The organism is Pseudomonas sp. AL10 (genome assembly GCF_029960685.1).
Taxonomy (GTDB): domain Bacteria; phylum Pseudomonadota; class Gammaproteobacteria; order Pseudomonadales; family Pseudomonadaceae; genus Aquipseudomonas; species Aquipseudomonas lactis.
This window is the reverse complement of record NZ_JASBQZ010000002.1, coordinates 235895-255908: the sequence shown is the minus strand read 5'-3', so window position 1 is coordinate 255908 and position 20014 is coordinate 235895. Positions and strand designations below refer to the sequence as shown.

General features: G+C 57.5%; 18 protein-coding genes, 1 tRNA gene and 1 pseudogene. 14 read left to right on the top strand and 6 right to left on the bottom strand.

Features of this window, described 5'->3' with window-relative positions; translation table 11 throughout:
• Window positions 1–9: 9 nt before the first annotated feature.
• From QK296_RS03745 to QK296_RS03735, 3 genes are read right to left on the bottom strand one after another with little or no spacing between them, the layout of a single operon-like run.
• On the bottom strand, window positions 10–1668 hold the full coding sequence (locus tag QK296_RS03745; protein WP_240520832.1) for a CoA-transferase: 1659 nt from the start codon (window positions 1666–1668) through the stop codon (window positions 10–12).
• Window positions 1668–2051: a cupin domain-containing protein gene (locus tag QK296_RS03740; protein ID WP_032894038.1), complete on the bottom strand. Its 384-nt coding sequence runs from the start codon at window positions 2049–2051 to the stop codon at window positions 1668–1670. The genes QK296_RS03745 and QK296_RS03740 overlap by 1 nt, the downstream gene beginning before the upstream one ends.
• A 58-nt stretch (window positions 2052–2109) precedes the next feature.
• Window positions 2110–3006: an EamA family transporter gene (locus QK296_RS03735; protein ID WP_169856523.1), complete on the bottom strand. Its 897-nt coding sequence runs from the start codon at window positions 3004–3006 to the stop codon at window positions 2110–2112.
• A 101-nt stretch (window positions 3007–3107) separates the two neighbouring features.
• On the opposite strand from QK296_RS03735, the gene QK296_RS03730 reads away from it, so the two are divergent.
• The gene (locus QK296_RS03730; protein ID WP_003187767.1) at window positions 3108–4046 is read left to right on the top strand and encodes a LysR family transcriptional regulator; all 939 of its coding nucleotides are present in this window, start codon (window positions 3108–3110) and stop codon (window positions 4044–4046) included.
• 163 nt (window positions 4047–4209) lie between these two features.
• Window positions 4210–4881, top strand: coding sequence for a hypothetical protein (locus QK296_RS03725; protein ID WP_003187766.1), 672 nt, complete (start codon window positions 4210–4212; stop codon window positions 4879–4881).
• A gap of 36 nt (window positions 4882–4917) precedes the next feature.
• On the opposite strand, the gene QK296_RS03720 is transcribed toward QK296_RS03725, so the two are convergent.
• Both QK296_RS03720 and QK296_RS03715 read right to left on the bottom strand, forming a co-directional pair.
• Window positions 4918–6525 (bottom strand): hypothetical protein, encoded by a 1608-nt coding sequence (locus QK296_RS03720; RefSeq protein ID WP_282390614.1) that lies wholly within the window; start codon window positions 6523–6525, stop codon window positions 4918–4920.
• Between the two features lie 87 nt (window positions 6526–6612).
• Window positions 6613–7578 carry an arsenic resistance protein gene (locus QK296_RS03715; protein ID WP_047712363.1) on the bottom strand — a complete coding sequence of 322 codons (966 nt, stop codon included), beginning with the start codon at window positions 7576–7578 and terminating at the stop codon, window positions 6613–6615.
• A gap of 158 nt (window positions 7579–7736) precedes the next feature.
• Here QK296_RS03715 and QK296_RS03710 point away from each other — a divergent pair, with 158 nt between their 5' ends.
• On the top strand, window positions 7737–8150 hold the full coding sequence (locus QK296_RS03710; protein WP_169913079.1) for a hypothetical protein: 414 nt from the start codon (window positions 7737–7739) through the stop codon (window positions 8148–8150).
• Between the two features lie 136 nt (window positions 8151–8286).
• Here QK296_RS03710 and gabP read toward each other — a convergent pair whose 3' ends face one another.
• On the bottom strand, window positions 8287–9678 hold the full coding sequence (gene gabP / locus QK296_RS03705; protein ID WP_003187762.1) for a GABA permease: 1392 nt from the start codon (window positions 9676–9678) through the stop codon (window positions 8287–8289).
• Between the two features lie 555 nt (window positions 9679–10233).
• Here gabP and QK296_RS03700 point away from each other — a divergent pair.
• The 11 genes and pseudogenes from QK296_RS03700 to QK296_RS03650 all read left to right on the top strand — a co-directional run bounded on the left by QK296_RS03700 (window position 10234) and on the right by QK296_RS03650 (window position 19633).
• Window positions 10234–11007, top strand: coding sequence for an ABC transporter ATP-binding protein (locus QK296_RS03700; protein ID WP_003187760.1), 774 nt, complete (start codon window positions 10234–10236; stop codon window positions 11005–11007).
• Between the two features lie 13 nt (window positions 11008–11020).
• On the top strand, window positions 11021–11773 hold the full coding sequence (locus tag QK296_RS03695) for an ABC transporter substrate-binding protein (protein WP_034117273.1): 753 nt from the start codon (window positions 11021–11023) through the stop codon (window positions 11771–11773).
• 76 nt (window positions 11774–11849) lie between these two features.
• Complete coding sequence (locus tag QK296_RS03690) at window positions 11850–12545, top strand: ABC transporter permease (RefSeq protein WP_005783890.1); 696 nt, start codon at window positions 11850–11852, stop codon at window positions 12543–12545.
• 38 nt (window positions 12546–12583) lie between these two features.
• Entirely contained in the window at window positions 12584–13273 is a 690-nt protein-coding gene (locus tag QK296_RS03685; protein WP_032803763.1) for an ABC transporter permease, read from the top strand.
• A complete protein-coding gene (locus tag QK296_RS03680; RefSeq protein WP_282390613.1) occupies window positions 13254–14441 on the top strand; it encodes a methyltransferase in 1188 nt (395 codons plus the stop codon). Before QK296_RS03685 ends, QK296_RS03680 begins: the two co-directional genes overlap by 20 nt.
• A gap of 488 nt (window positions 14442–14929) precedes the next feature.
• Window positions 14930–15005, top strand: a tRNA-Thr gene (locus QK296_RS03675).
• Window positions 15006–15235: 230 nt separating this feature from the next.
• On the top strand, window positions 15236–15472 hold the full coding sequence (locus QK296_RS03670; protein ID WP_018606357.1) for a colicin E3/pyocin S6 family cytotoxin: 237 nt from the start codon (window positions 15236–15238) through the stop codon (window positions 15470–15472).
• Between the two features lie 9 nt (window positions 15473–15481).
• A complete protein-coding gene (locus tag QK296_RS03665; protein ID WP_003187751.1) occupies window positions 15482–15793 on the top strand; it encodes a hypothetical protein in 312 nt (103 codons plus the stop codon).
• A 17-nt stretch (window positions 15794–15810) separates the two neighbouring features.
• Complete coding sequence (locus QK296_RS03660; protein WP_003187750.1) at window positions 15811–16719, top strand: ImmA/IrrE family metallo-endopeptidase; 909 nt, start codon at window positions 15811–15813, stop codon at window positions 16717–16719.
• A gap of 59 nt (window positions 16720–16778) precedes the next feature.
• A pseudogene (locus QK296_RS03655) lies at window positions 16779–16961 on the top strand (integrase); the annotation flags it as partial.
• Window positions 16962–17260: 299 nt separating this feature from the next.
• Window positions 17261–19633 (top strand): DEAD/DEAH box helicase, encoded by a 2373-nt coding sequence (locus tag QK296_RS03650; protein WP_032900352.1) that lies wholly within the window; start codon window positions 17261–17263, stop codon window positions 19631–19633.
• Window positions 19634–20014: the final 381 nt, after the last annotated feature.

The window sequence follows — 20014 nt, the reverse complement described above, 5'->3', positions numbered from 1 at the left end:
AATGATGAGTTAGTCACGCGAACGCCAGTACTTGTCCGTGACAGAGAGCGGCTGATGGAGAAAAATCGACGCGGGCATCAACTCCACGTGGTCAGCCACGATGATATCGGCCGTACTGCGAGCGAGAATATCGCGCTCGATGTCGATACCCGGCGCAACTTCCTTGAGTATCAAGCGGCCGTCCTTCAATACGAGCACAGCCCGTTCAGTGATGAACAAAATCGGGCAGTTGCGTGATTGCGCATGGGCGGCATTGAAGCTCATGTGCTCAACGGCTTGAATAAACTTGGTGATATCCCCTTCACGCTCAATGATTAATTGCCCGGCTTCAAACCCCAGTTCCAAACCACCGGCCGTGAAGGTTCCGCAAAACACCACGCGCTTGGCGCTTTGCGAAATGTTGATAAAACCACCGACACCGTTGAGCCGCCCGCCGAATCGACTGATGTTGACATTGCCACGGCTGTCGGCCTGACCAAATCCGAGGAAGGCCAGATCGATTCCGCCACCGTCATAGAAGTCGAACTGGCTGGCTTGATCGAGAATCGCTTGAGGGTTGCTCGAAGCGCCGAATGACAGCCCGCGAGCAGGCGTGCCACCGATAACCCCTGACTCGACAGTAAGCACATGGGCGGAGCAGCGCTCCTCGCTCGCCACCCTTGCAATGAACTCTGGAGTGCCAATGCCCAGGTTAACGATCGGCGCGTTGTACCGGGCTATTTCATACAAGGCTCGGCGCGCGACGATTTTTTTGGCACACAGGGGTAACGGCGTGACTGCGGTATCGGAGCGCGACCGCCCGGTATAGGTGTTGTTTCTGACCTCACCGTAGGTTTGCCAATGTGTGTCTGGTGTGGATAAAACTAGATAATCAACAAAGATCCCCGGAATACGGATCGCCTGAGGATCGAGCGAGTTACGGTCGACCAACTCCATCACTTGCACGATGACGATACCGCCGCAATTGTGAACGGCCTGCGCCTGGGCGAGGCTGTCCTGAAAGTTGGCTTCGTCCTCCATGCTGATATTGCCGTCGACATCCGCCCGACTTCCGCGCAAAAAGGCGACATTGATGGGCATCGACGGATAGAAAAGTTCTTCACGCCCCCCAACGTTTACCACTGAGATCAGCTCTTCAGTCGTAGCCGGGCCGACTTTGCCCCCCTCCTGCCTGGGGTCGATAAAGGTGTGCAAGCCAATCCCTGAGAGCACCCCACTTTTGCCCCCGGCGATTGAGCGGAACAGGTGGCTTATCACGCCCTGAGGCCAGTTGTGCGCTTGGATTTCACCACGCAGTGCCATCTGGCCTATCGACGGTGCAAGCGCCCAGTAGCCTCCGATCACCTTTTTCAGCAGGCCTTTGACAGCCAGTTGATTAAGCCCACGGCTGGCCTTGTCACCCTGCCCGGCCGCAAAAACCAGGGTCAGGTCAGATGGCTGTGCGGTAGCGGCAAAGCGCGCCGCCAGTGCTTCGGTGAGCAGGTCAGGGTGCCCGCAACTGCCGAACCCCCCAGTGGTAATCGTGCAGTTATCGGGTACCAGGGCGGCCGCCTGGCTGGCGGTAATGACGCGCTTTGGCTCCATTACGTAATCACTGCCGAACGAGGCCGCTGCGAGCGCAGCTCCCGGGGCCGCCTGGACGTTGAAGCCGCTATTGAGGGCGCCCATCATGCCTGCGCCTGCGCCAGGGAAACGGTCTGCACGGGCTTTTCCCACACCACCAGGAAGGTGCAGCCCTCATCGCTCCACAGCGCATGCTCACTGTCAGGCGGGCAGACTTCAAGCGTGCCGGCTGGGTGTGCACCGGCATCGTTATGCAGCACGCCATCGAGCACGAAAATCAGTTCGTAGCCAGGATGAAGGTGGCGTTGGGTACGGGCACCCGGCTGATAACGTACCAGGGCCGCTGATGGGCCATCCACTTCCGGGCCTTGGTACAAATGCACGATGTCGGTCTTGGTTCGGCCATTGGCGGTATAAGGCACCCACGGCAAGGCTTCTTTGCTGCGTACTGCGTTGAGTACATCTTTAAGGATTTGTCCGGTATGCATGATACTTCCTTGTTCGCTGGATAAAGAGGCGTTAGATAGGGGTGGTTAAACGTTGAGCTCACTTCTTGACATGGGTGCACGCATAAACAGCCAGTGCGGTAATCGCAAAACCTACAGCGTTAATTGCACTGAACGATTCACCGAGGAATACAAAGCCCATTAAGGCTGTCACTGCGGGAATAAGATGGAACAGGCCTGCTACTTTGCTCGCCTCACCTTTGCGCATGAGGATGTAGAGGATGCTGATAGCGCCAATAGAGTTGACCAGTGACAACCAACCGGACGCGAAGATCATTGTTGGGGTCCACTGAACCGCGAGGTTTTCAAAGTGGTCGGCGAGAAAGAACATCACGAAAGAGGCCGTGGCCAACTGGATAAAACCGCCGGTGCGCAAGTCCATGCCGGTGCAGTATTTTTTCTGATACAGGCTGCCGGCCGTGATGCCAACCAGTGCCAGCACTACGCACAAGTAACCTGTCAGGCTCGCCGTTGCAGTTACACCGAGCTGTTCATAGACCACCAGGGCCACACCGAACAATCCGCCAACCAAGCCGAGCCACTCGACACGACTGACTTTTTCGTTAAGAAACCGGGTGGCGCCCAACGCGGTAAACACCGGCATCGTACCGACAATCAGCGCGGCCACAGCAGCCGACACGCCCAGATCCAGCCCCATGTACAAGCCAGCAAACTGAAGCGCCTGGATCAGGATGCCCACCACCACCAGATGGCCGAACTGAGCGCGGGTTTTCGGCCACGGGGCTTTAGTCGCAAGCGCCACGCCCAGCAGGATCAGCGCCGCACTGGCAAAGCGAATGAAGATCAGGGTGTAGGGCCCGACAAAGGGGAGTGCCACTTTGCCAACGACATAACCGGAACTCCACATGACGATGAAGAGCAAAGGCAGTAGAGTGGCGGGCAGGGCAATATTGAAACTTCTGGTCAGGGCTTTCATGAATCCTCCAAGGTTTAACCGCTAGAGAATTCAAAGTATTTAACCCACCCGCTGCGCACAATACGGCCAAAAAGAACAAGCCTGTGTCCTCTGGAGAAACAATGGAATCTTTCTCAGATAATATTTCGGATGTCTTTGTTTTCGTTAAAGTTGTCGAACTGAAAAGTTTCTCCAAAGCGGCCCGTTTCTTCGGTTCGACCACCTCAACCGTCAGCAAACAAATGCGCAGGCTTGAGGAAACGCTCGGGGCCAAGTTGTTAAACCGCACCACGCGAAGCCTCGCGCTCACAGAAGCGGGAGAACTTGCCTATCAGCACGGTGTTCGGATTACCGAGGAAACCAGCGCATTACTCAACTCTGTCGAAAGCCTGCAATCAGCACCCCGAGGCCACCTTCGGGTCACCACATCGGTTGCCTTTGGCAATCTCCACTTGAGCAACCTGGTTGGGCAATTCCTCAACGCCTACCCCGATATCAGCGTCACGCTCTCTTTGAGCGACCGCTATGTGGATATTGTCGAAGAGGGGTTCGATATTGCGATACGTCTGACCAGTACGCCCGTTGACAGTTTTATAGCCCGACGCTTAGCCAAACTCGACTACGTGTTATGTGCAACACCCGGTTATTTAAGCAGCCACTCCCCCATCGCCACTCTCGGTGATTTGGCCGCACATAACTGCTTGATCAATGGCCTGGCGCGGGAAGCATCCTGGCGTTTTCTTCGCGACGGCGAAGTGACCGAAGTGCGCGTATCAGGGCGTTTCTGTGTCAACAGCAGTGAGTCTGTGAGGCAGGCCGTGATGGAAGGTGTGGGCATAGGCTTGCTGCCCACGTTCTCCATCGCCGACGATTTGCGCAAGGGCAGCCTTAGCGTGATTTTGCCCAAGTACATTGCAGAGGGCACTTTCGGCGACAGCATCCATGCGATTTTCTTGCCGAGCAAGTTTGCCGTGCCCAAGTTGCGGGTCTTTGTGGACTTCCTGATCGAGAAATTCGAAGACGGTGGTGGATGGTTGCCAGCCCCGCAGAAGGCTGAATAACCACGGGTGCCATGACGACCAAGACCGCTGCCCTGTATCCTTAGTGGCCTAGTGCCTGCGATTGGCAGAGGGAAGCCATCAGGCTTTTATCACCCCAGCAGGTTATTTTCCTCTGGGTTCAATCGTTCAGCCTTTACCCAAATCTCAGTTGTAAGGTTTTTTCATGACCCGCTTCTTGCTTTGCACCCTATTAATACTGACCGCCCTGCTCAGTGGGTGTGCCACGCAGTTGGACGTAGCAATCAACGCAACGCCTGATCCCGACTATCACTTTGACCGCCAGGCAACCGTGCTGGTGACCTCCACTGGCGGCAGTGATGAAAACTCGCTCAATGCCCGCTACTACCTGCGCGACATGGTTCGCGCCATGCAGGACCAGGGCTTTCGCAACGTCTATACCGACACCACACTGCCCAAGAACCATGCACCGATCAAAATGACCGTCACCCTGGATGTCGACAGCAAGCAGGTGACGTATCGCTACACCGCCACCGAATACGGGCAAGTGGCAAACAGCACCACCACCCAATGCAAGAAGAACAAGAAAAAGACCGACCAACTGACCTGCACCAGCACCCCAAACACTTCCTACGGCCCGGTAGGGACCTCGGAGCGCACCGGCTACACCACGCTCACCACCTTCCGGGTCACCGCTCGCGATGAAGCGAGCAGGCGTGCGGTCTACCTGCTACGGGCGTCGTCCTATAACGACGATTGCCAAGCCGCCAAAGTCGAAGCCTTTCTGGTACAGCAGGGTTTGCAGAACCTGAATTTCCAGGACCGTGTGCAGCGCAACTATACGGTCACGATGCCTGAAAGCTTCCGCTGCAAATAATCATCTGCTCGACAGGCCCTTCGCTAAAGGGCCTCTTTACTTGAGCAAAAACACCATCAACGGGTTGTCATTCAAGCGCCCCTGATAGCTCGGCGCCAAGTGCTCCACCGGCGAGCCCTTCAACAGCGCAGTCTCCTTGCGCGACACAATCACCCAGGAGGGCCGGGGCAGCGCCGCCAGTTTCTCAAGCTCGTGACGCCCGACAAACAGCGGCTGTTCATCGTGATCCAGGTTCATCATGTAGCGCACCGCCCAGGTATCTCGCGCCAGGTCGACAAACACCAAAGGGCCCGGTTGCGCCTGGCGCAACGCCTCCACCTGGCTGACAAACCGCCGGGTATCGAATTGCAGGTCCTTGGCCGGCTCTATCACCGTCACCAGCAACAGCCATTGTGCTGCCAGGGCGATCAGGCTGAGCCACACCAACCGCCACGCTCGCCGCCAGGCCAGCAACGCCGCAACTTGCAGCATCACCAACGCGCCGATCATCAACGGCAAGGAAATCTGCGGCCAGTAGCCCTGCTTGTGCCAGGCGTATCGACACACAAACACCACAACCACACACAACGCCGGCAGCGCCGCGACCAGCCATTCATAGCCACGGCGCACGCTCACCAGCCAGCCTTGCGCATGCAGCAGCCCATAGGCAGCGACCGCCGCGAACATCGGCACCATGGGCAGAATGTAATAAGCACGCTTGAAATGCGGTACCGACAGGCCGAACAGAATGATCAAGCCGCAGCCCCCAAGGCGCACCAGCAATTGCAGGTGCTCATTGGCCCAGCGCTCGGGCCAGCGATGGCGCAACGCAAACAGGGTCGCAAACGCCAGCGGCACCACCGGAAAGTAACGGTACAAGCTCAGTTGAAAATAGAAGTAGAACGGCTCACCCGACTCATCCAGACGCCCACCGACTTGCATCTTGAACACTTCATCGGCAAAGGCATCACCACCGCTGAACCGCGCAAGCTTCATCAGTAGCCACCAGCACGCGGCGAGCAGCACCAAGCCGATAACGCCGTGGGTCAGCACCTGTCGGACACGCTCCCCCGGCTTGCCCAACGCCCAATACACACATACCACCGCGCAGACCTCAATCAACCCCAGCGGCCCACGTATCGCAAACCCGAGGATGAACAACGGGAACACCGCCAGTGGCCTCAGCCGTGACCCGAGGCGTTCGCCGGTGTGCAGCAGGTAGAAACTGCCCACGCATAACAACGCGACCATCTGATCCAGGCACACCGAGCGCGACTTTTCGAGCAACTGAGCGGTGAGCAGTGTGAGCAGCACCGTCAGCAGCGCCCAGGCACGGCTGTAGGGTGCCAGCAGGCGGTACATCAGCGCGATCACCCCCGCCGAGGCGAGCGCCGTGGGCAGCACATTCGCCAAGTGGTTCGGCGCGTCAAACAAACGGGCGAATAGATAACTGAAGAAGGTCGCGGTGCCGGGGTAATCCGCATAGGGCTGGCCGTAGGTGGTGGGGAAAAGGCTCGCACCATGGCGATACATTTCCTGCATGAACAGCGCCCAACGCCCGTCAAAACCCTGAGGCTGCTGATCCCAAATGCCCACTGTGAATAACAAGAGAGCGACCAGGAAAATACCCAGTGACTCCAGGCGAAAACGGTTGCGGTGATCCATCGGGTGACCTGTCAGGTGGGAAGCGCTGGCGTATGGTGCCGAACGCGCCCCTGAATGGCGCCTGAACAGATCTGAACATTCACGCGGTTACCGACTGGTGGGCCACACCACTGCCGGAATCAGGCGAACGTAGAGCAATTCGGCAACCAACTCGATCAGGGTTTGCAGGATCACCACCGTTGCGGCCAAGCCGCGCACATCCTCCGGCAGGGCCAGCGCCAATGGCAAAACCACCAGCGAGTTACGGGTCGACGCACTGAAGGTCACCGCCCGCGCCGTCAACGCTGGCAATGCGAACAGCCGCGCAGCCACAATGCCCATCAGCGGCGCCAGCAACACAAAGGCCACGTAGACCGGAATGACTGGCAGTAACACATTGATATCCCGCACCACTGCCGTGATGTGCGAAGCCAGCACTACAAACAACACCAAGGCCATCGCTGGCACCGGCAACCAGGCCCAGGCGCTGTTCCAAAGGCTAATGGCGCTCGACCGCCGCGCGAAAGCGCTGGTCACAACCGCCAGAAGCATCGGCACCACAATCAGCCCCACGAACGCTTCTACAAACGGCCCCGCCGCCACCACCCCGCTGGATTGCTCGCCCAACATCAGCCCCAGGTAGACCGGCAACAACAGCAGTTGCAGCAACAGCAGCAGCGGTGTTGCCGCCAGCATCGACCGCGAATCGCCCTTGCCGATATGGGTAAACACCACCACATAGTCGATACAGGGCGTCAGCAACACCAGCAGAGCGCCCACCAGCAACGCCGGGCGCTCCACCAGGCCACGGGTCAACCCCCACACCAGCAAGGGCACCAGGATGAAATTGGCCAACAGCAAGGCCGCCATGAAACGCTTATTGCCCACGGCTTGGCGCAGCTCAAGAAAGGGAATTTGCAAAAACATCGCATACATCAGCACGGCGATGGCAGGTGTCACCCAAAGGCTGAGGCCCTGCGCCGACAAGGGCCAGAGCAGGCCAAACGTGACGGCCAAAAAGACGGCAACGAAGTAGATCGGGACTTGATGGTGTTCCAGGGTGTCGCGGGTCATGGGCGGGCTCTGATGGATCAATAGACTGTCAGCCTAAGTACTCGCGCAGAGAAGGTCGAGCATTACAGCAATCCGTGCCGCCCGAGAAACCCTTGGGATTTGCCCCAACCTGCGCTTCAATACACCCTCTAGACCCAAACCCCAAGGACGTCGAGCCCATGGCCTCGCCAAACAAGCAGCAAAAACGCGCCCATCGGGCAAAAGCCAAGGCCAAGCAAAACCGCACCCAGCGCGCCGTGGCGCCCAAGCCAGATGCTTTCGCGGGCGACGACAGCCGCATCGACCTTGAGTCGGTGGATTTGACTGAGCTGTTCGTCCAAATGCGTGCCGCCGGGGAGATCAGCCAGCAGGCGCTGTGTGCGGTATTCCTGGCGCACCCGTTGCTGGCGCTGGTGCTGGAGCAGGAAGGCGAAGAGGAAGCGACCGACTTTATCCTGGCGGCGCTGATCGAGTATCGGCAGTGGGCGACGGACAGCGATGATGAGGCCGCCGCGCTGGCGTGGATTGAGTCGCCGCAGTTCCAGGCCGATTACGTGGCGGCGTCCCAGGCCCTGGCCAACGCCCCCGACTGACACAAAATAAAAATGTGGGAGCGGGCTTGCCCGCGATGGCGGAGTGTCAGGCGACGAATACATCGACTGGCAGTCCGTCATCGCGGGCAAGCCCGGCTCCCACATTGTTTTGTGGCGCCCTATTCACCGTATCTCGTCAGTTAAGCGCCGCAGCCCCCACTCTTTGGGCCTTGCGACGGCTCGCCACCACCAACCCCGCCAATACCACCAGCAAGCTCAGAACCCCGGTGGCGATGATCTCGACACGGTGCGCTTCCTGGAACAGCATGATGGTCAACGTACCGACGATAAACACCATTACCGCGTACGTCAGGCCTGGGAACAGCCACATCTTGAAGACGATCTTCTCGCCCGCCGCCGTACGCTTCTGGCGCATGCGCAGCTGCGACACGGCAATCACCAGGTACACCAACAACGCGATGGCGCCAGAGCTGGCCAGCAGGAATTCGAACACCGCCGCCGGGGCGACATAGTTAGCGAATACCGCCAGGAACGCAGCACCGGTAGACAGCAACACCGCCCAGTAAGGCGTGCCGCTCTTGTTGGTACGCTTGGCCACGGCCGGTGCGTCACCTCGACGGCCCAGGGAGAACAGCATGCGCGAGGCGGTGTACAGCGCCGAGTTGAGGCAGCTGGTCACGGCAACCAGCACCACCAGGTCGACAATCAGCTTGGCGTTCGGAATGCCCATGCGTTCCAGCACGGTCTGGTAGGAACCTACGGCCGCCAGGGTCGGATCGTTCCAAGGCACCAGGGACACCACAATGAAGATCGACAACAGGTAGAACAAACCAATCCGCCAGATCACCGAATTGGTGGCCTTGGTGATTTGCTGGCCCGGGTTCTTCGATTCGGCGGCGGCGATGGTGACAATCTCGGTGCCCATGAACGAGAACATCGTGGTCAGGATCGCCGCCAATACCGCGCCCATGCCGTTGGGCATGAAACCTTGGGTATCGAACAGGTGCGAAACACCGCTGACCTGGCTGGTAGGCAAGAAGCCGAAGATCGCGGCCAGGCCGAGGATCACAAAGCCGACGATGGCCACGACCTTGATCAACGCGAACCAGAACTCGAATTCACCGTAGTTTTTCACGCTGAACAGGTTGGTTGCGGTGAGCAACAAGGTAATCACCAGGGTGAACACCCAGATCGCCACGTCGGGGAACCAGGCGTGCAGGATCGTCGCCGCCGCGTTGGCTTCCAGCGGAATCACCAGCACCCAGAACCACCAGTACAGCCAGCCGATGGTGAAACCGGCCCAGTGGCCGATGGCCCGGTCGGCATAGGTAGAGAACGAACCGGTATCCGGTGACGCAACGGCCATCTCGGCCAGCATGCGCATCACCAAGACCACCAGCGTGCCGGCGGCTGCATAGGCCAACAGTACAGCCGGGCCGGCAGCAGCGATCGCATGGCCGGAGCCGACAAACAAACCGGCGCCGATGACACCGGCAATCGACAGCATGGTGACGTGACGCGGTTTGAGCCCCTGTTCGAGGTCATTGGAGCTTTGCGTACTACTCATTGACACACCTTTGCGAGGAATTGCGAAAACGGTTCGCCCGGCTTGCAGCCTTTCTCGTGAAAAGAATCCAACAGGGCGTTCTTTATTTTTTACGCAAGATTTGCGCCAAAATATTTCATAGCCACAGTTGACGGGGGCTGTAGGACAATTCGCAACCTATCGCAAGTCATTGAGAACAATGGCATTCCGCTATAGCGTTACCGTGCGACCCACATTCACGACGTACCGACGCACCAAAAACACACACAAAAAGTACGTGACGCCCCATAAGCGGGCTGATATGGACCGTTTGCCCGGTTAACCCTTCCAACACCCGGCCAAAGCTGGCACCATCGCGCCCTTTTTTACGCGAAGCCTGTGGATCTTTCCGGGTCAAACGTCTGTAGGTTGTTGATGGCGCGACACACTGCTGCGCCGATGCGACACCCTGCCGCAGACCATCGGTTAACCGTCCGCAGCGCTGTTGGCTGTCATCCAAACGCTATGCTAGCTTGGCGCCTCGCCAGGAAGGCGGCCCAACAGCGAAGATCGCAACGAACACAATGAGGACCGCACATGGCCCAGGCCACGCCCGCGCTTGAAATCCGCAACTTGCATAAACGCTATGGTGAGCTTGAGGTACTCAAAGGTATCTCGCTGACCGCTCGCGACGGCGATGTGATCTCGATCCTGGGTTCCTCAGGTTCCGGCAAGTCCACCTTCCTGCGCTGTATCAACCTGCTGGAGAACCCGCACCAGGGCCAGATTCTGGTGGCCGGCGAAGAACTCAAGCTCAAGGCCGCGAAAAACGGCGAACTGATGGCCGCCGACGGCAAGCAGATCAACCGCCTGCGCAGCGAAATCGGGTTTGTGTTTCAAAACTTTAACCTGTGGCCGCACATGAGCATCCTCGACAACATCATCGAGGCCCCTCGGCGCGTGCTCGGCCAAAGCAAGGCTGAAGCCATAGAAGTGGCCGAGGCCTTGCTGGCCAAGGTCGGTATTGCCGACAAGCGTCACGCCTACCCCGCGCAACTCTCTGGCGGCCAACAACAACGCGCGGCGATTGCGCGTACCTTGGCGATGCAGCCTAAAGTCATTCTGTTCGACGAGCCGACTTCTGCGCTTGACCCGGAAATGGTCCAGGAAGTACTTAATGTGATCCGCGCACTGGCCGAAGAAGGCCGCACCATGCTGCTGGTCACCCACGAAATGGGCTTTGCTCGTCAGGTATCCAGCGAAGTGGTGTTTTTGCACCAGGGCCTGGTCGAAGAGCAAGGATCGCCACAGCAGGTGTTTGAAAACCCGCTTTCGGCGCGCTGCAAACAATTCATGTCCAGCAACCGCTAACGGAGCAACATGCATGCAGAACTATAAAAAATTCCTTCTGGCCGCGGCCGTCTCGATGGCGTTCAGCGCCACGGCCATGGCAGAAACCTTGAAGATGGGGATCGAAGCGGCTTACCCGCCGTTCAACAATAAAGACGCCAGCGGCAATGTCGTCGGCTTCGACAAGGACATCGGCGACGCCCTGTGCGCCAAGATGAAAGTCGAGAAGTGCGAAGTGTATGTGTCCGACTGGGACGGCATCATCCCGGCCCTGAACGCCAAGAAGTTCGACTTCCTGGTGTCCTCGCTGTCGATCACCGACGAGCGCAAGCAGGCAGTGGACTTCACCGACCCGTACTACTCCAACAAGCTGCAGTTCATTGCGCCCAAAGCCACGGCAGACTTCAAGACCGACGCCACTTACCTGAAAGGCAAGGTGATCGGTGCACAGCGCGCAACGCTGGCCGGTACCTACCTGGAAGACAAGCTGCCGGACACCGAAGCCAAGCTCTACGACACTCAGGAAAACGCCTACCTCGACCTGACCTCCGGTCGCCTAGACGGCATCCTGGCTGACAAGTACGTGCAGTACGAATGGCTCAAGAGCAAAGACGGTTCGGCCTATGAATTCAAAGGCGACCCGGTAGTAGAAAGCGACAAGATCGGTATCGCCGTACGCAAAGGCGACCCGCTGCGCGAGCGCCTGAACAAAGCCCTGGCAGAGATCAAGGCAGACGGCACCTACAAGAAGATCAACGACAAGTACTTCCCGTTCAGCATCGAATGATCTGAAACGGCCTGCCCGGCGCGCTCCTGGTGAGCGTGCTGGCTTTTAGCAATGCCTGCCGCGATATGAAAACACCATGAATTTCGATCTCTACGGATTCGGCCCGGCCCTCGCCGCCGGCGCGCTGATGACCGTCAAACTGGCGCTCACGGCCCTGTGCCTGGGGCTGGTGCTCGGCCTTGCCGGCGCCTTGGCCAAGACTTCCCCGTACAAGCCACTGCAATGGCTGGGCGGCGCTTATTCGACCATCGTGCGCGGTATTCCCGAGCTGCTGTGGGTGCTGTTGATTTACTTCGGCACCGTCAACCTGATGCGCGCCCTGGGTGAGTTTTTTGGCAACCCCGACCTGTCGCTGAGTGCCTTCGCCGCCGGCGTCATCGCCCTGGGCCTGTGCTTCGGCGCCTACGCAACGGAAGTGTTTCGCGGCGCGATTCTCGCCATTCCCAAGGGCCACCGCGAAGCCGGTGTGGCATTGGGGCTGTCGAAGTTTCGGATTTTCACCCGGCTGATCATGCCGCAGATGTGGCGTATCGCCCTGCCGGGCCTGGGCAACCTGTTCATGATCCTGATGAAAGACACCGCACTGGTGTCGGTGATCGGCCTGGAAGAAATCATGCGCCACGCGCAAATCGGCGTGACCGTGACCAAGCAGCCATTCACTTTCTTCATGGTCGCGGCGTTCATGTACCTGGGCCTGACCGTACTGGCGATGACCAGCATGCACTTCCTGGAAAAACGCGCCGCCCGCGGCTTTGCAAGGAGCACCCAATGAGCGGCGACTACAGCTGGCTATCGCACTTTGACCTGGGCCTGAACTGGGCCGTGATCATCAAGTGGCTGCCGAAGTTGGCCCAGGGCGCCACACTGACCCTGGAGCTGGTGGCAATCGCCGTGATCGCCGGCCTGCTGCTGGCGATCCCACTCGGCATCGCCCGCTCTTCGCGCCGCTGGTACGTGAGCGCCCTGCCCTACGGCTACATTTTCTTCTTTCGTGGCACGCCGCTGCTGGTGCAGTTGTTCCTGGTGTATTACGGCTTGGCGCAGTTCGACGCCGTGCGCAACAGCTTCATGTGGCCGTACCTGCGAGACCCGTTCTGGTGCGCCACCGCCACCATGACCCTGCACACCGCCGCCTATATTGCCGAGATCCTGCGCGGTGCGATCCAGGCCATTCCGCCTGGCGAAATCGAAGCGGCGCGCGCCCTGGGCATGTCCAAGCCCAAGACGCTGTTCTACATCATCCTGCCCCGCGCCTCGCGCATCGGCCTGCCGGCCTACAGCAACGAAGTGATCCTGATGCTCAAGGCCAGCGCCCTGGCCAGCACCGTGACTCTGCTGGAACTGACCGGCATGGCGCGCACCATCATTGCCCGCACCTACCTGCCGGTCGAGATCTTCTTCGCCGCCGGGCTGTTCTACCTGCTGATGGCCTACGTACTGGTACGCGGCTTCAAACTGCTGGAAAAATGGCTGCGCGTCGATGCGTGCCAAGGACGTTGAGGCACGCTTCCAGGCACTGGATGCATTCCTGACCGAACACCAAGGGCTGTGGCGACCACGGCCCTTTACCCAGCTGCAATTGCCCTGGGAAACCGTGCACCCAGCCTTATCCCAATGGCTGCGCCAGCGCTCGCTGGCCGAGGCCGAAGCCAGTCACAACCACCCCCACGACCTGCCCGCGCCCGCGCCTTTTCCACAACTGGCCGCTGACGCGCTGCGCCTCGGCACTGTGGATAAGTTGCCCACACACGCCCTTGAACCCGCTCGCCATCGCCTGAATGTCGACGTGCCCGGGCGCAAATGGCAACAGATCGAAGCCTTCGGCGCCGCGCTGACCTTTTCCCAAACGCCCGCCCACTGGCTGGACTGGTGCGCCGGCAAAGGCCACCTAGGCCGTCGCCTGCTGCAACCCGGCCAACATCTGACCTGCCTGGAATACGACCCCGCCCTGATCGCCTCCGGCCAAGCCTTGAGTGATCGCCACGGCCTGCCCGCAACCCATCATCTGCAAGACGTAATGGCGGATGTCGCGATCCAGCCCGAACACACACCCGTCGCCCTGCACGCCTGCGGCGACCTGCACATGCGCCTGCTGCAACTGGCCAGCGCCGCCGGCTGCAAACAACTGGCATTAGCGCCCTGCTGCTACAACCGCATCACCGCCGACAGTTATCAGGCCCTTTCCGCCGCCGGGCGCGCCTCATTGCTACAGCTGTCGATTGATGACCTGGGCCTGCCCCTGAGCGAAACCGTCACCGCCGGCAACCGCGTACGCCAACAACGAGACACCTCCATGGCCCGGCGCTTGGGCTTTGACCAACTGCAACGGCAACTGCGGGGCTGCGACGACTACCTGCCAACACCCTCCCTGCCCGCCAGTTGGCTGAACAAACCCTTTGCCGACTATTGCCAGGAATTGGCAAGCCTCAAAGGCTTATCCACAGGCGAACAGGATTGGCCGGCACTTGAGGCCCACGGCTGGCAGCGCCTGGCCGAGGTGCGCAACCTGGAACTCGTGAGAGGCTTGTTTCGACGCCCATTGGAACTGTGGTTGGTGCTGGATCGGGCACTGTTTATGGTGGAACAGGGCTACAACGTCGAGGTCGGCAGCTTCTGCGAATCGTCGTTGACCCCGCGCAACTTGATGGTGCTGGCCGAGCGCCAATAAAGGGCAAAAAATCCTACACACGACCTGTGGATAACTCTGTTGATGAATTCTTTACAGAGGCCGTAGATACCGGCCCTTCACACCAAAAGCCAATCTGGTCATTTTTTGTTCACAAAATAAACTGCACACAAAACAGGCAGTTGCAGCGTGTTGAGAACTGCTGCACAAAATGGCTGTTTCGTGACAGCTGTTACCAACCGATTGTGCATAAGCATCTGGTGCCAGGCGCATAACGGGCGCTTTATGCGGGCTGTTTTGGCGTGTTCGGCAAGGGGGTAAAGCGCGTTGGGCATCTGGTTACGAGGGGGTCTGGAACCTATTGGTCTTGATCTGCTGCGCGAGCTGGAGCCGAACTTTGCGTGTGCTTTTCAACCTGTGAAGACACGGGGGAAACGCGCTAATCGCGAGAAACCTTCGATTTTGCAAAAATAGTCAGAATTCAGGGGTTTACAGAACCTTTCCAATCGCTATAATCGTCGCCCTAACACGCCGGTATAGCTCAGTTGGTAGAGCAACTGACTTGTAATCAGTAGGTCCCGGGTTCGACTCCTGGTGCCGGCACCATACAAGGTTCCAGAGAAAGCTTTCAAAATCTCTGGAACCCGCGAAAAACCCGCCTTCTGGCGGGTTTTTTCGTTTTGGCGTTTCGCCTGCCCCCCCTGACCTGCAGCTTGCGATTTCTTGAAACGAATCCGCGCTCCAGCCTGCCGCCCATGCCAATCCAGCTACGGTATAGTCCCGCCCCTCCTTGGCGAAGATGCCAAGACCAGTTTTCAGGATTAAGGGAACGTCGGATGGGCGGCAAACCGAGGCCTGATCCTTCTATTGTCAGCGGTTTCAGAGTCGCGTATGTAGAGGGTGGCCGTAAGTATTACTTTGATGCCGTAGAGCAACGTTACTACTCATGGGATTCGCTTCACGGCGAGTTTGAAGTCTTCGACCGACGTGGCTTTCACCTGGGTTCGGTCTGCCCTGAAACCGGGCTTGCTTTGAAACCTGCCGTCCGCGGACGAAGGATCAAACCGAACTGAGAGGTTCATATGAATTTTGTAGAGCTTTGCCTTAAAGGCGATGTGCTGGAAGAAGAGATCGACCAATTCGTCGAGGACTGGCACGAGGGTCGTCAAGGTGCCGACATGCAATTGCATGAATATCTGGGCATGAAGTGGGAAGAGTACCAACTGTGGTCAACCACCCCGTCGGTCTTACCTTTTGTATTGACTGCCCACAAGTACGGCACCTCTCTTAAGGACCAACTCGATCAAGACAAATTTGCGATTGCTGCGCGCGCGCGATCGGTCGCTGAAGCGACCAAAGTCGAAGCCTGGCTACGTAGCGTGGGCAAGATCTAGTGACCCCAGAAGAGAAAATGGCCAGTCGCGTCCTGGCCATCCGCAAGCTGACACCGCCGTACGATCTAGAGCAGCTAGCCTCTACCTATGGGGAGCTTGAGTACCTTGAACTGCCGTTCGGCGTGGACGGAATCACCATTGGCATTGGTGCTGCTACCAAGCCTCGCATCCTGATCAACTCGAGTGCTCCTGCTACCCGTCGAAAATTTACACTGGCCCATGAAATCGGGCACGTAGTTATCCCATGGCATACAGGCACAATCGTCTCCCACTTGGAGAACCGCGAAGTTGATGCTGCCTACAACCAAATGGAGACCGAAGCCAATCGCTTCGCCGCAGAGCTGTTGATGCCATCTGAATGGCTGCGTGAAACATTCAAAGCCGCCTCCAGTGTGGAGCAGTACTTGCGCTCAGTCCTTACCCTCGCCGGGGCATCCAAAGAAGCAACATTCAATAAAATATTGCGCCCGCTTATTCAGCCAGTGATTTGCGTGCAAGTGGACAGCGCATCCAGAGTTCTCAGCAGTCGAAGATCCCAAACGGCACCGTATCCTCCAGAACGAAATGCCGAAGTCGGCAGCGAAACCTTTCAGACAGACTGCCGTTTCGAAAGCTTTGAAATAGACGGCCAGTTTTACATGACCTGGACCTTCATCGGCCGCGACATACGGGAAGTAGACACAAGGCCGTGGCGGGAAGTCTTCACCCACATCCTGAATGACACTGGCATGCAGGGATATTTGCAGAATATGAACGGCATTCTCGCTGCTGCTTATGGCAAAAACAAAGCGCTCGACGAGGCAGAAATCTGCGGAGCCGTCATCCGAGCATTCAAAAAATATGAAATGTACGATGTGGTCACCAAGCACCATTTGTTTGAACAGTTTGTGATCAAACGGGTGAGGGAACTGAAGCTGCGGGGTTGAGTGATCAGATAGGTTTGGGAAAGATCAGGGGAAGCGCTGTCGTTGACAGCAAGCCAGGTAGGTACGCCGAACAGGTCTCGCCCGACGGCAGCAGCAACCTGCTGGCACCGAACGAAATCTACCTCGTCTTCCAAAGGCAGATCGTCCGATCCGCCCGAGATCTCCTCCATACGCACAACCTCAAAGGCTTCCACGAACTGCGTGCGGCTTATGCGTGCGAACGCTATGAGCAGATCACCCAACCACCACATGAACTCAAACTCGAAATCGACGCGCTACTACTACCTGCTGACCACAAGCCTGATCACTCTGCGCCTAGGAAAATCCTGGAATTTTCAACGTTAGCCGAATGCCAGCAACTGCGCGCTCTGTATCCCTAACTGGCAGATTGATCCAGCCAACAATTTGATTGGGATTAGGGCGGACCTCTTGAGCCCCTGAACCTAACCTCTGTTGTTTGATAACCTCTATGTTTTACTGATGGACCGAGGGTTGTAGCTCTAGGCTACAGGCTTCACCTGAGACGTAGAGGCTGAAGGCGGTGATAGACACTAGTCTGGTGGCGAAGCTAAAGGCTGAGAATGCAAGATTGGTAGCCTTGCTGGATGCTCATGGCATCGAATGGCGCCCGCCTGCTGAGCCAGTCAAGATAGCGATTGTCCAAGCAGAACAATCACAGCAACTCGATACTGATGGAAAGCTTGCCCTATTCCGAAGCTTGTTTCGTGGTAGGACGGACGTTTATCCCATCCGCTGGGAAAGCAAGGCAGGCAAATCAGGATACGCACCCGCTTGCGCAAACGAATGGAGGCCTGGCGTTTGTGAGAAGCCCCGAATTAAATGTGGCGACTGCGGTAACCGCCAGCTGCTTCCGCTGACCGATGAGGTGGTCTATCGCCATCTGGCGGGCGAAGTGGTCGTTGGTATCTACCCCCTACTCTTTGATGACACTTGTTATTTTTTGGCGGTCGACTTCGATGAGGCCGAATGGCGTGATGATTCCAAGGCTTTTGCGCAGTCATGTCATGAGCTGAACGTGCCGATGGCGCTGGAAATATCGCGCTCAGGCCAAGGAGCTCATGCCTGGGTTTTCTTTGAGCGTAATGTTCCTGCCTGCGATGCGCGCCGCCTCGGTGCCGCAATCATCAGTCATGCCTGTGAGCGCACCCGGCAGTTGGCGCTCAGCTCCTATGATCGACTGTTTCCAAACCAGGACTATATGCCCAAAGGCGGCTTTGGAAATCTCATCGCGCTCCCTTTACAAAAGCGGGCTAGGGCCCAAAACAATAGCGTTTTTGTAGACGATTCGCTTGAGCCTCATCCTGATCAATGGGCCTTCCTGGCATCGATTCAGCGCATGAGTCCAGAAGATATCCAGCCCGTTATTATCCAGGCGATGGGTAATCTGGACCCTTTAGGGGTCGCCTATGTCGATGACGAAGGTGATGCAGAACCTTGGAAAAATCGTGAATCGAGATCACGTAAATTGACATGCCCGTTGCCTGCTGCTGTCAACATCACGCAGGCTAACTTAATTTACTTTGAAAAGTCGGAATTGCCACAGCCATTGGCAAACCAGCTTGTCCGGCTCGCTGCCTTTCAAAATCCTGAGTTCTACAAAGCTCAGGCAATGCGCATGTCAGTGTGGAACAAGCCAAGGATTATCGGTTGTGCCCAGAACTTCCCCAAACATATTGCGTTACCACGTGGCTGTTTGGATGCTGCGCTGGAGCTTTTAGAGGAAAACGGGGTTACCCCTATTCTTAAAGACGAACGCTTCGCGGGCGACCCCATCGACGTGAGCTTTCTCGGGACCCTGCGTTCTGACCAAGAAGCTGCTATCAGCGCAATGCTAAGTCATGACACCGGTATCCTCTGCGCACCGACAGCTTTCGGTAAAACGGTGAGTGCCGCTGCGTTGATTGCCGCACGTGGCATTAACACGTTGGTGCTTGTGCATCGGACGGAACTGTTAAGGCAGTGGCAAGAGCGCTTGCAGGCGTTCTTGGGAGTCGGGAATGGTGTCGTTGGTACTCTTGGGGGCGGAAAAGCGAAGCTTACAGGCATCATCGACATTGCCGTCATGCAGTCGCTATCGCGAAAAGGCGAGATCAGCGATCAGGTAAAAAACTACGGCCAGATCATCGTTGATGAGTGTCATCACCTATCAGCAGTGTCATTCGAGGCACTACTAAGGAGCGCGACCGCACGGTACGTATTGGGACTCACAGCAACCCCAGTGCGCCGAGATGGACAGCAGCCCATTATTTTTATGCAATGCGGACCGATCCGACATTCTGCTGCTCGACCAGCGAGTGCGCCCCATGACCTCTCTGTCGTGCCTCGATTGCTGCCCAAACCAATAGTGGTCCCCGACAGCTTTGGGATTCAGGACGTTTTTCGGCGTCTAGCCGACGACTCTGAGCGGACAGCCAAAATCGTCTCGGAGATTGAGCTGGCGTACAACGAGGGTAGAAAAATTCTAGTGCTAACGGAGCGGACGGAACATGTAGATGCCCTTGAATTAGAATTGAAGCAGCGCGTGCATAACCTTTTCACGCTTCATGGGCGAGTGCCTAAGAAACAGCGAATTTCCCGTATGCATGAGCTTGAGTCCCTTCCCCCTGATGCTCCACGAGTGCTTTTGGCAACAGGAAAACTAGTAGGTGAAGGCTTCGATCATCCGCCGTTGGACACGCTGGTGCTGGCAATGCCCATCTCATGGAAGGGAATCCTTCAGCAATATGCGGGGCGGTTGCATCGATCACATGCCGATAAGGCCGACGTGCGAGTGATCGACTTCGTTGACGAGGGTAATGTCGCGCTGATGAGGATGTGGGATAAGCGCCAGGCGGGTTACAAAGCGATGGGCTACCGCATGGCTGACTCCATGGCCACCATGGACCTACTCTAACTCTACCGTGGTTAACAGTTGACGCATCAACGGCCCAACTCTGATAGACGAATGACCGGCCGCTGTGAGGGCAACTCCGGCCCTTCGCCGTTAGTCACGTCAAGCAAGAAGAGGACCCTGAGGTAGTTTTAGAGGTAGAATCGCACAGGCCTTCGAGTATTAATTAGCTAATTCAATAACTTATAAAATCGTTCGATTCCTGGTGCCACCATATCTAGAAGCCCCGCAATGCGGGGCTTTGTGGTTTCTGCGGTTTGGAAATTAAGCACTACACTTCAGCGCACCCCGATGACGCGGTAACCTCCTATCGCCGCTCCACATCTGCCAATTGCATCGCCCTCTCCCTACCAAAAAAACACAACGCGAGTCACCAAAATATCG

Bases quoted from the DNA above. Each gene is read 5' to 3' on its own strand.
- QK296_RS03695 (WP_034117273.1), top strand. From the start codon at position 11,021: ATGCAGAACTATAAAAAATTCCTTCTGGCCGCGGCCGTCTCGATGGCG.
- QK296_RS03680 (WP_282390613.1), top strand. From the start codon at position 13,254: ATGCGTGCCAAGGACGTTGAGGCACGCTTCCAGGCACTGGATGCATTC.
- QK296_RS03700 (WP_003187760.1), top strand. From the start codon at position 10,234: ATGGCCCAGGCCACGCCCGCGCTTGAAATCCGCAACTTGCATAAACGC.
- QK296_RS03740 (WP_032894038.1), bottom strand. From the start codon at position 2,051: ATGCATACCGGACAAATCCTTAAAGATGTACTCAACGCAGTACGCAGC.
- gabP (WP_003187762.1), bottom strand. From the start codon at position 9,678: ATGAGTAGTACGCAAAGCTCCAATGACCTCGAACAGGGGCTCAAACCG.
- QK296_RS03660 (WP_003187750.1), top strand. From the start codon at position 15,811: ATGGCCAGTCGCGTCCTGGCCATCCGCAAGCTGACACCGCCGTACGAT.
- QK296_RS03735 (WP_169856523.1), bottom strand. From the start codon at position 3,006: ATGAAAGCCCTGACCAGAAGTTTCAATATTGCCCTGCCCGCCACTCTA.
- QK296_RS03720 (WP_282390614.1), bottom strand. From the start codon at position 6,525: ATGGATCACCGCAACCGTTTTCGCCTGGAGTCACTGGGTATTTTCCTG.
- QK296_RS03670 (WP_018606357.1), top strand. From the start codon at position 15,236: ATGGGCGGCAAACCGAGGCCTGATCCTTCTATTGTCAGCGGTTTCAGA.
- QK296_RS03730 (WP_003187767.1), top strand. From the start codon at position 3,108: ATGGAATCTTTCTCAGATAATATTTCGGATGTCTTTGTTTTCGTTAAA.
- QK296_RS03690 (WP_005783890.1), top strand. From the start codon at position 11,850: ATGAATTTCGATCTCTACGGATTCGGCCCGGCCCTCGCCGCCGGCGCG.
- QK296_RS03715 (WP_047712363.1), bottom strand. From the start codon at position 7,578: ATGACCCGCGACACCCTGGAACACCATCAAGTCCCGATCTACTTCGTT.
- QK296_RS03745 (WP_240520832.1), bottom strand. From the start codon at position 1,668: ATGGGCGCCCTCAATAGCGGCTTCAACGTCCAGGCGGCCCCGGGAGCT.
- QK296_RS03665 (WP_003187751.1), top strand. From the start codon at position 15,482: ATGAATTTTGTAGAGCTTTGCCTTAAAGGCGATGTGCTGGAAGAAGAG.
- QK296_RS03725 (WP_003187766.1), top strand. From the start codon at position 4,210: ATGACCCGCTTCTTGCTTTGCACCCTATTAATACTGACCGCCCTGCTC.
- QK296_RS03710 (WP_169913079.1), top strand. From the start codon at position 7,737: ATGGCCTCGCCAAACAAGCAGCAAAAACGCGCCCATCGGGCAAAAGCC.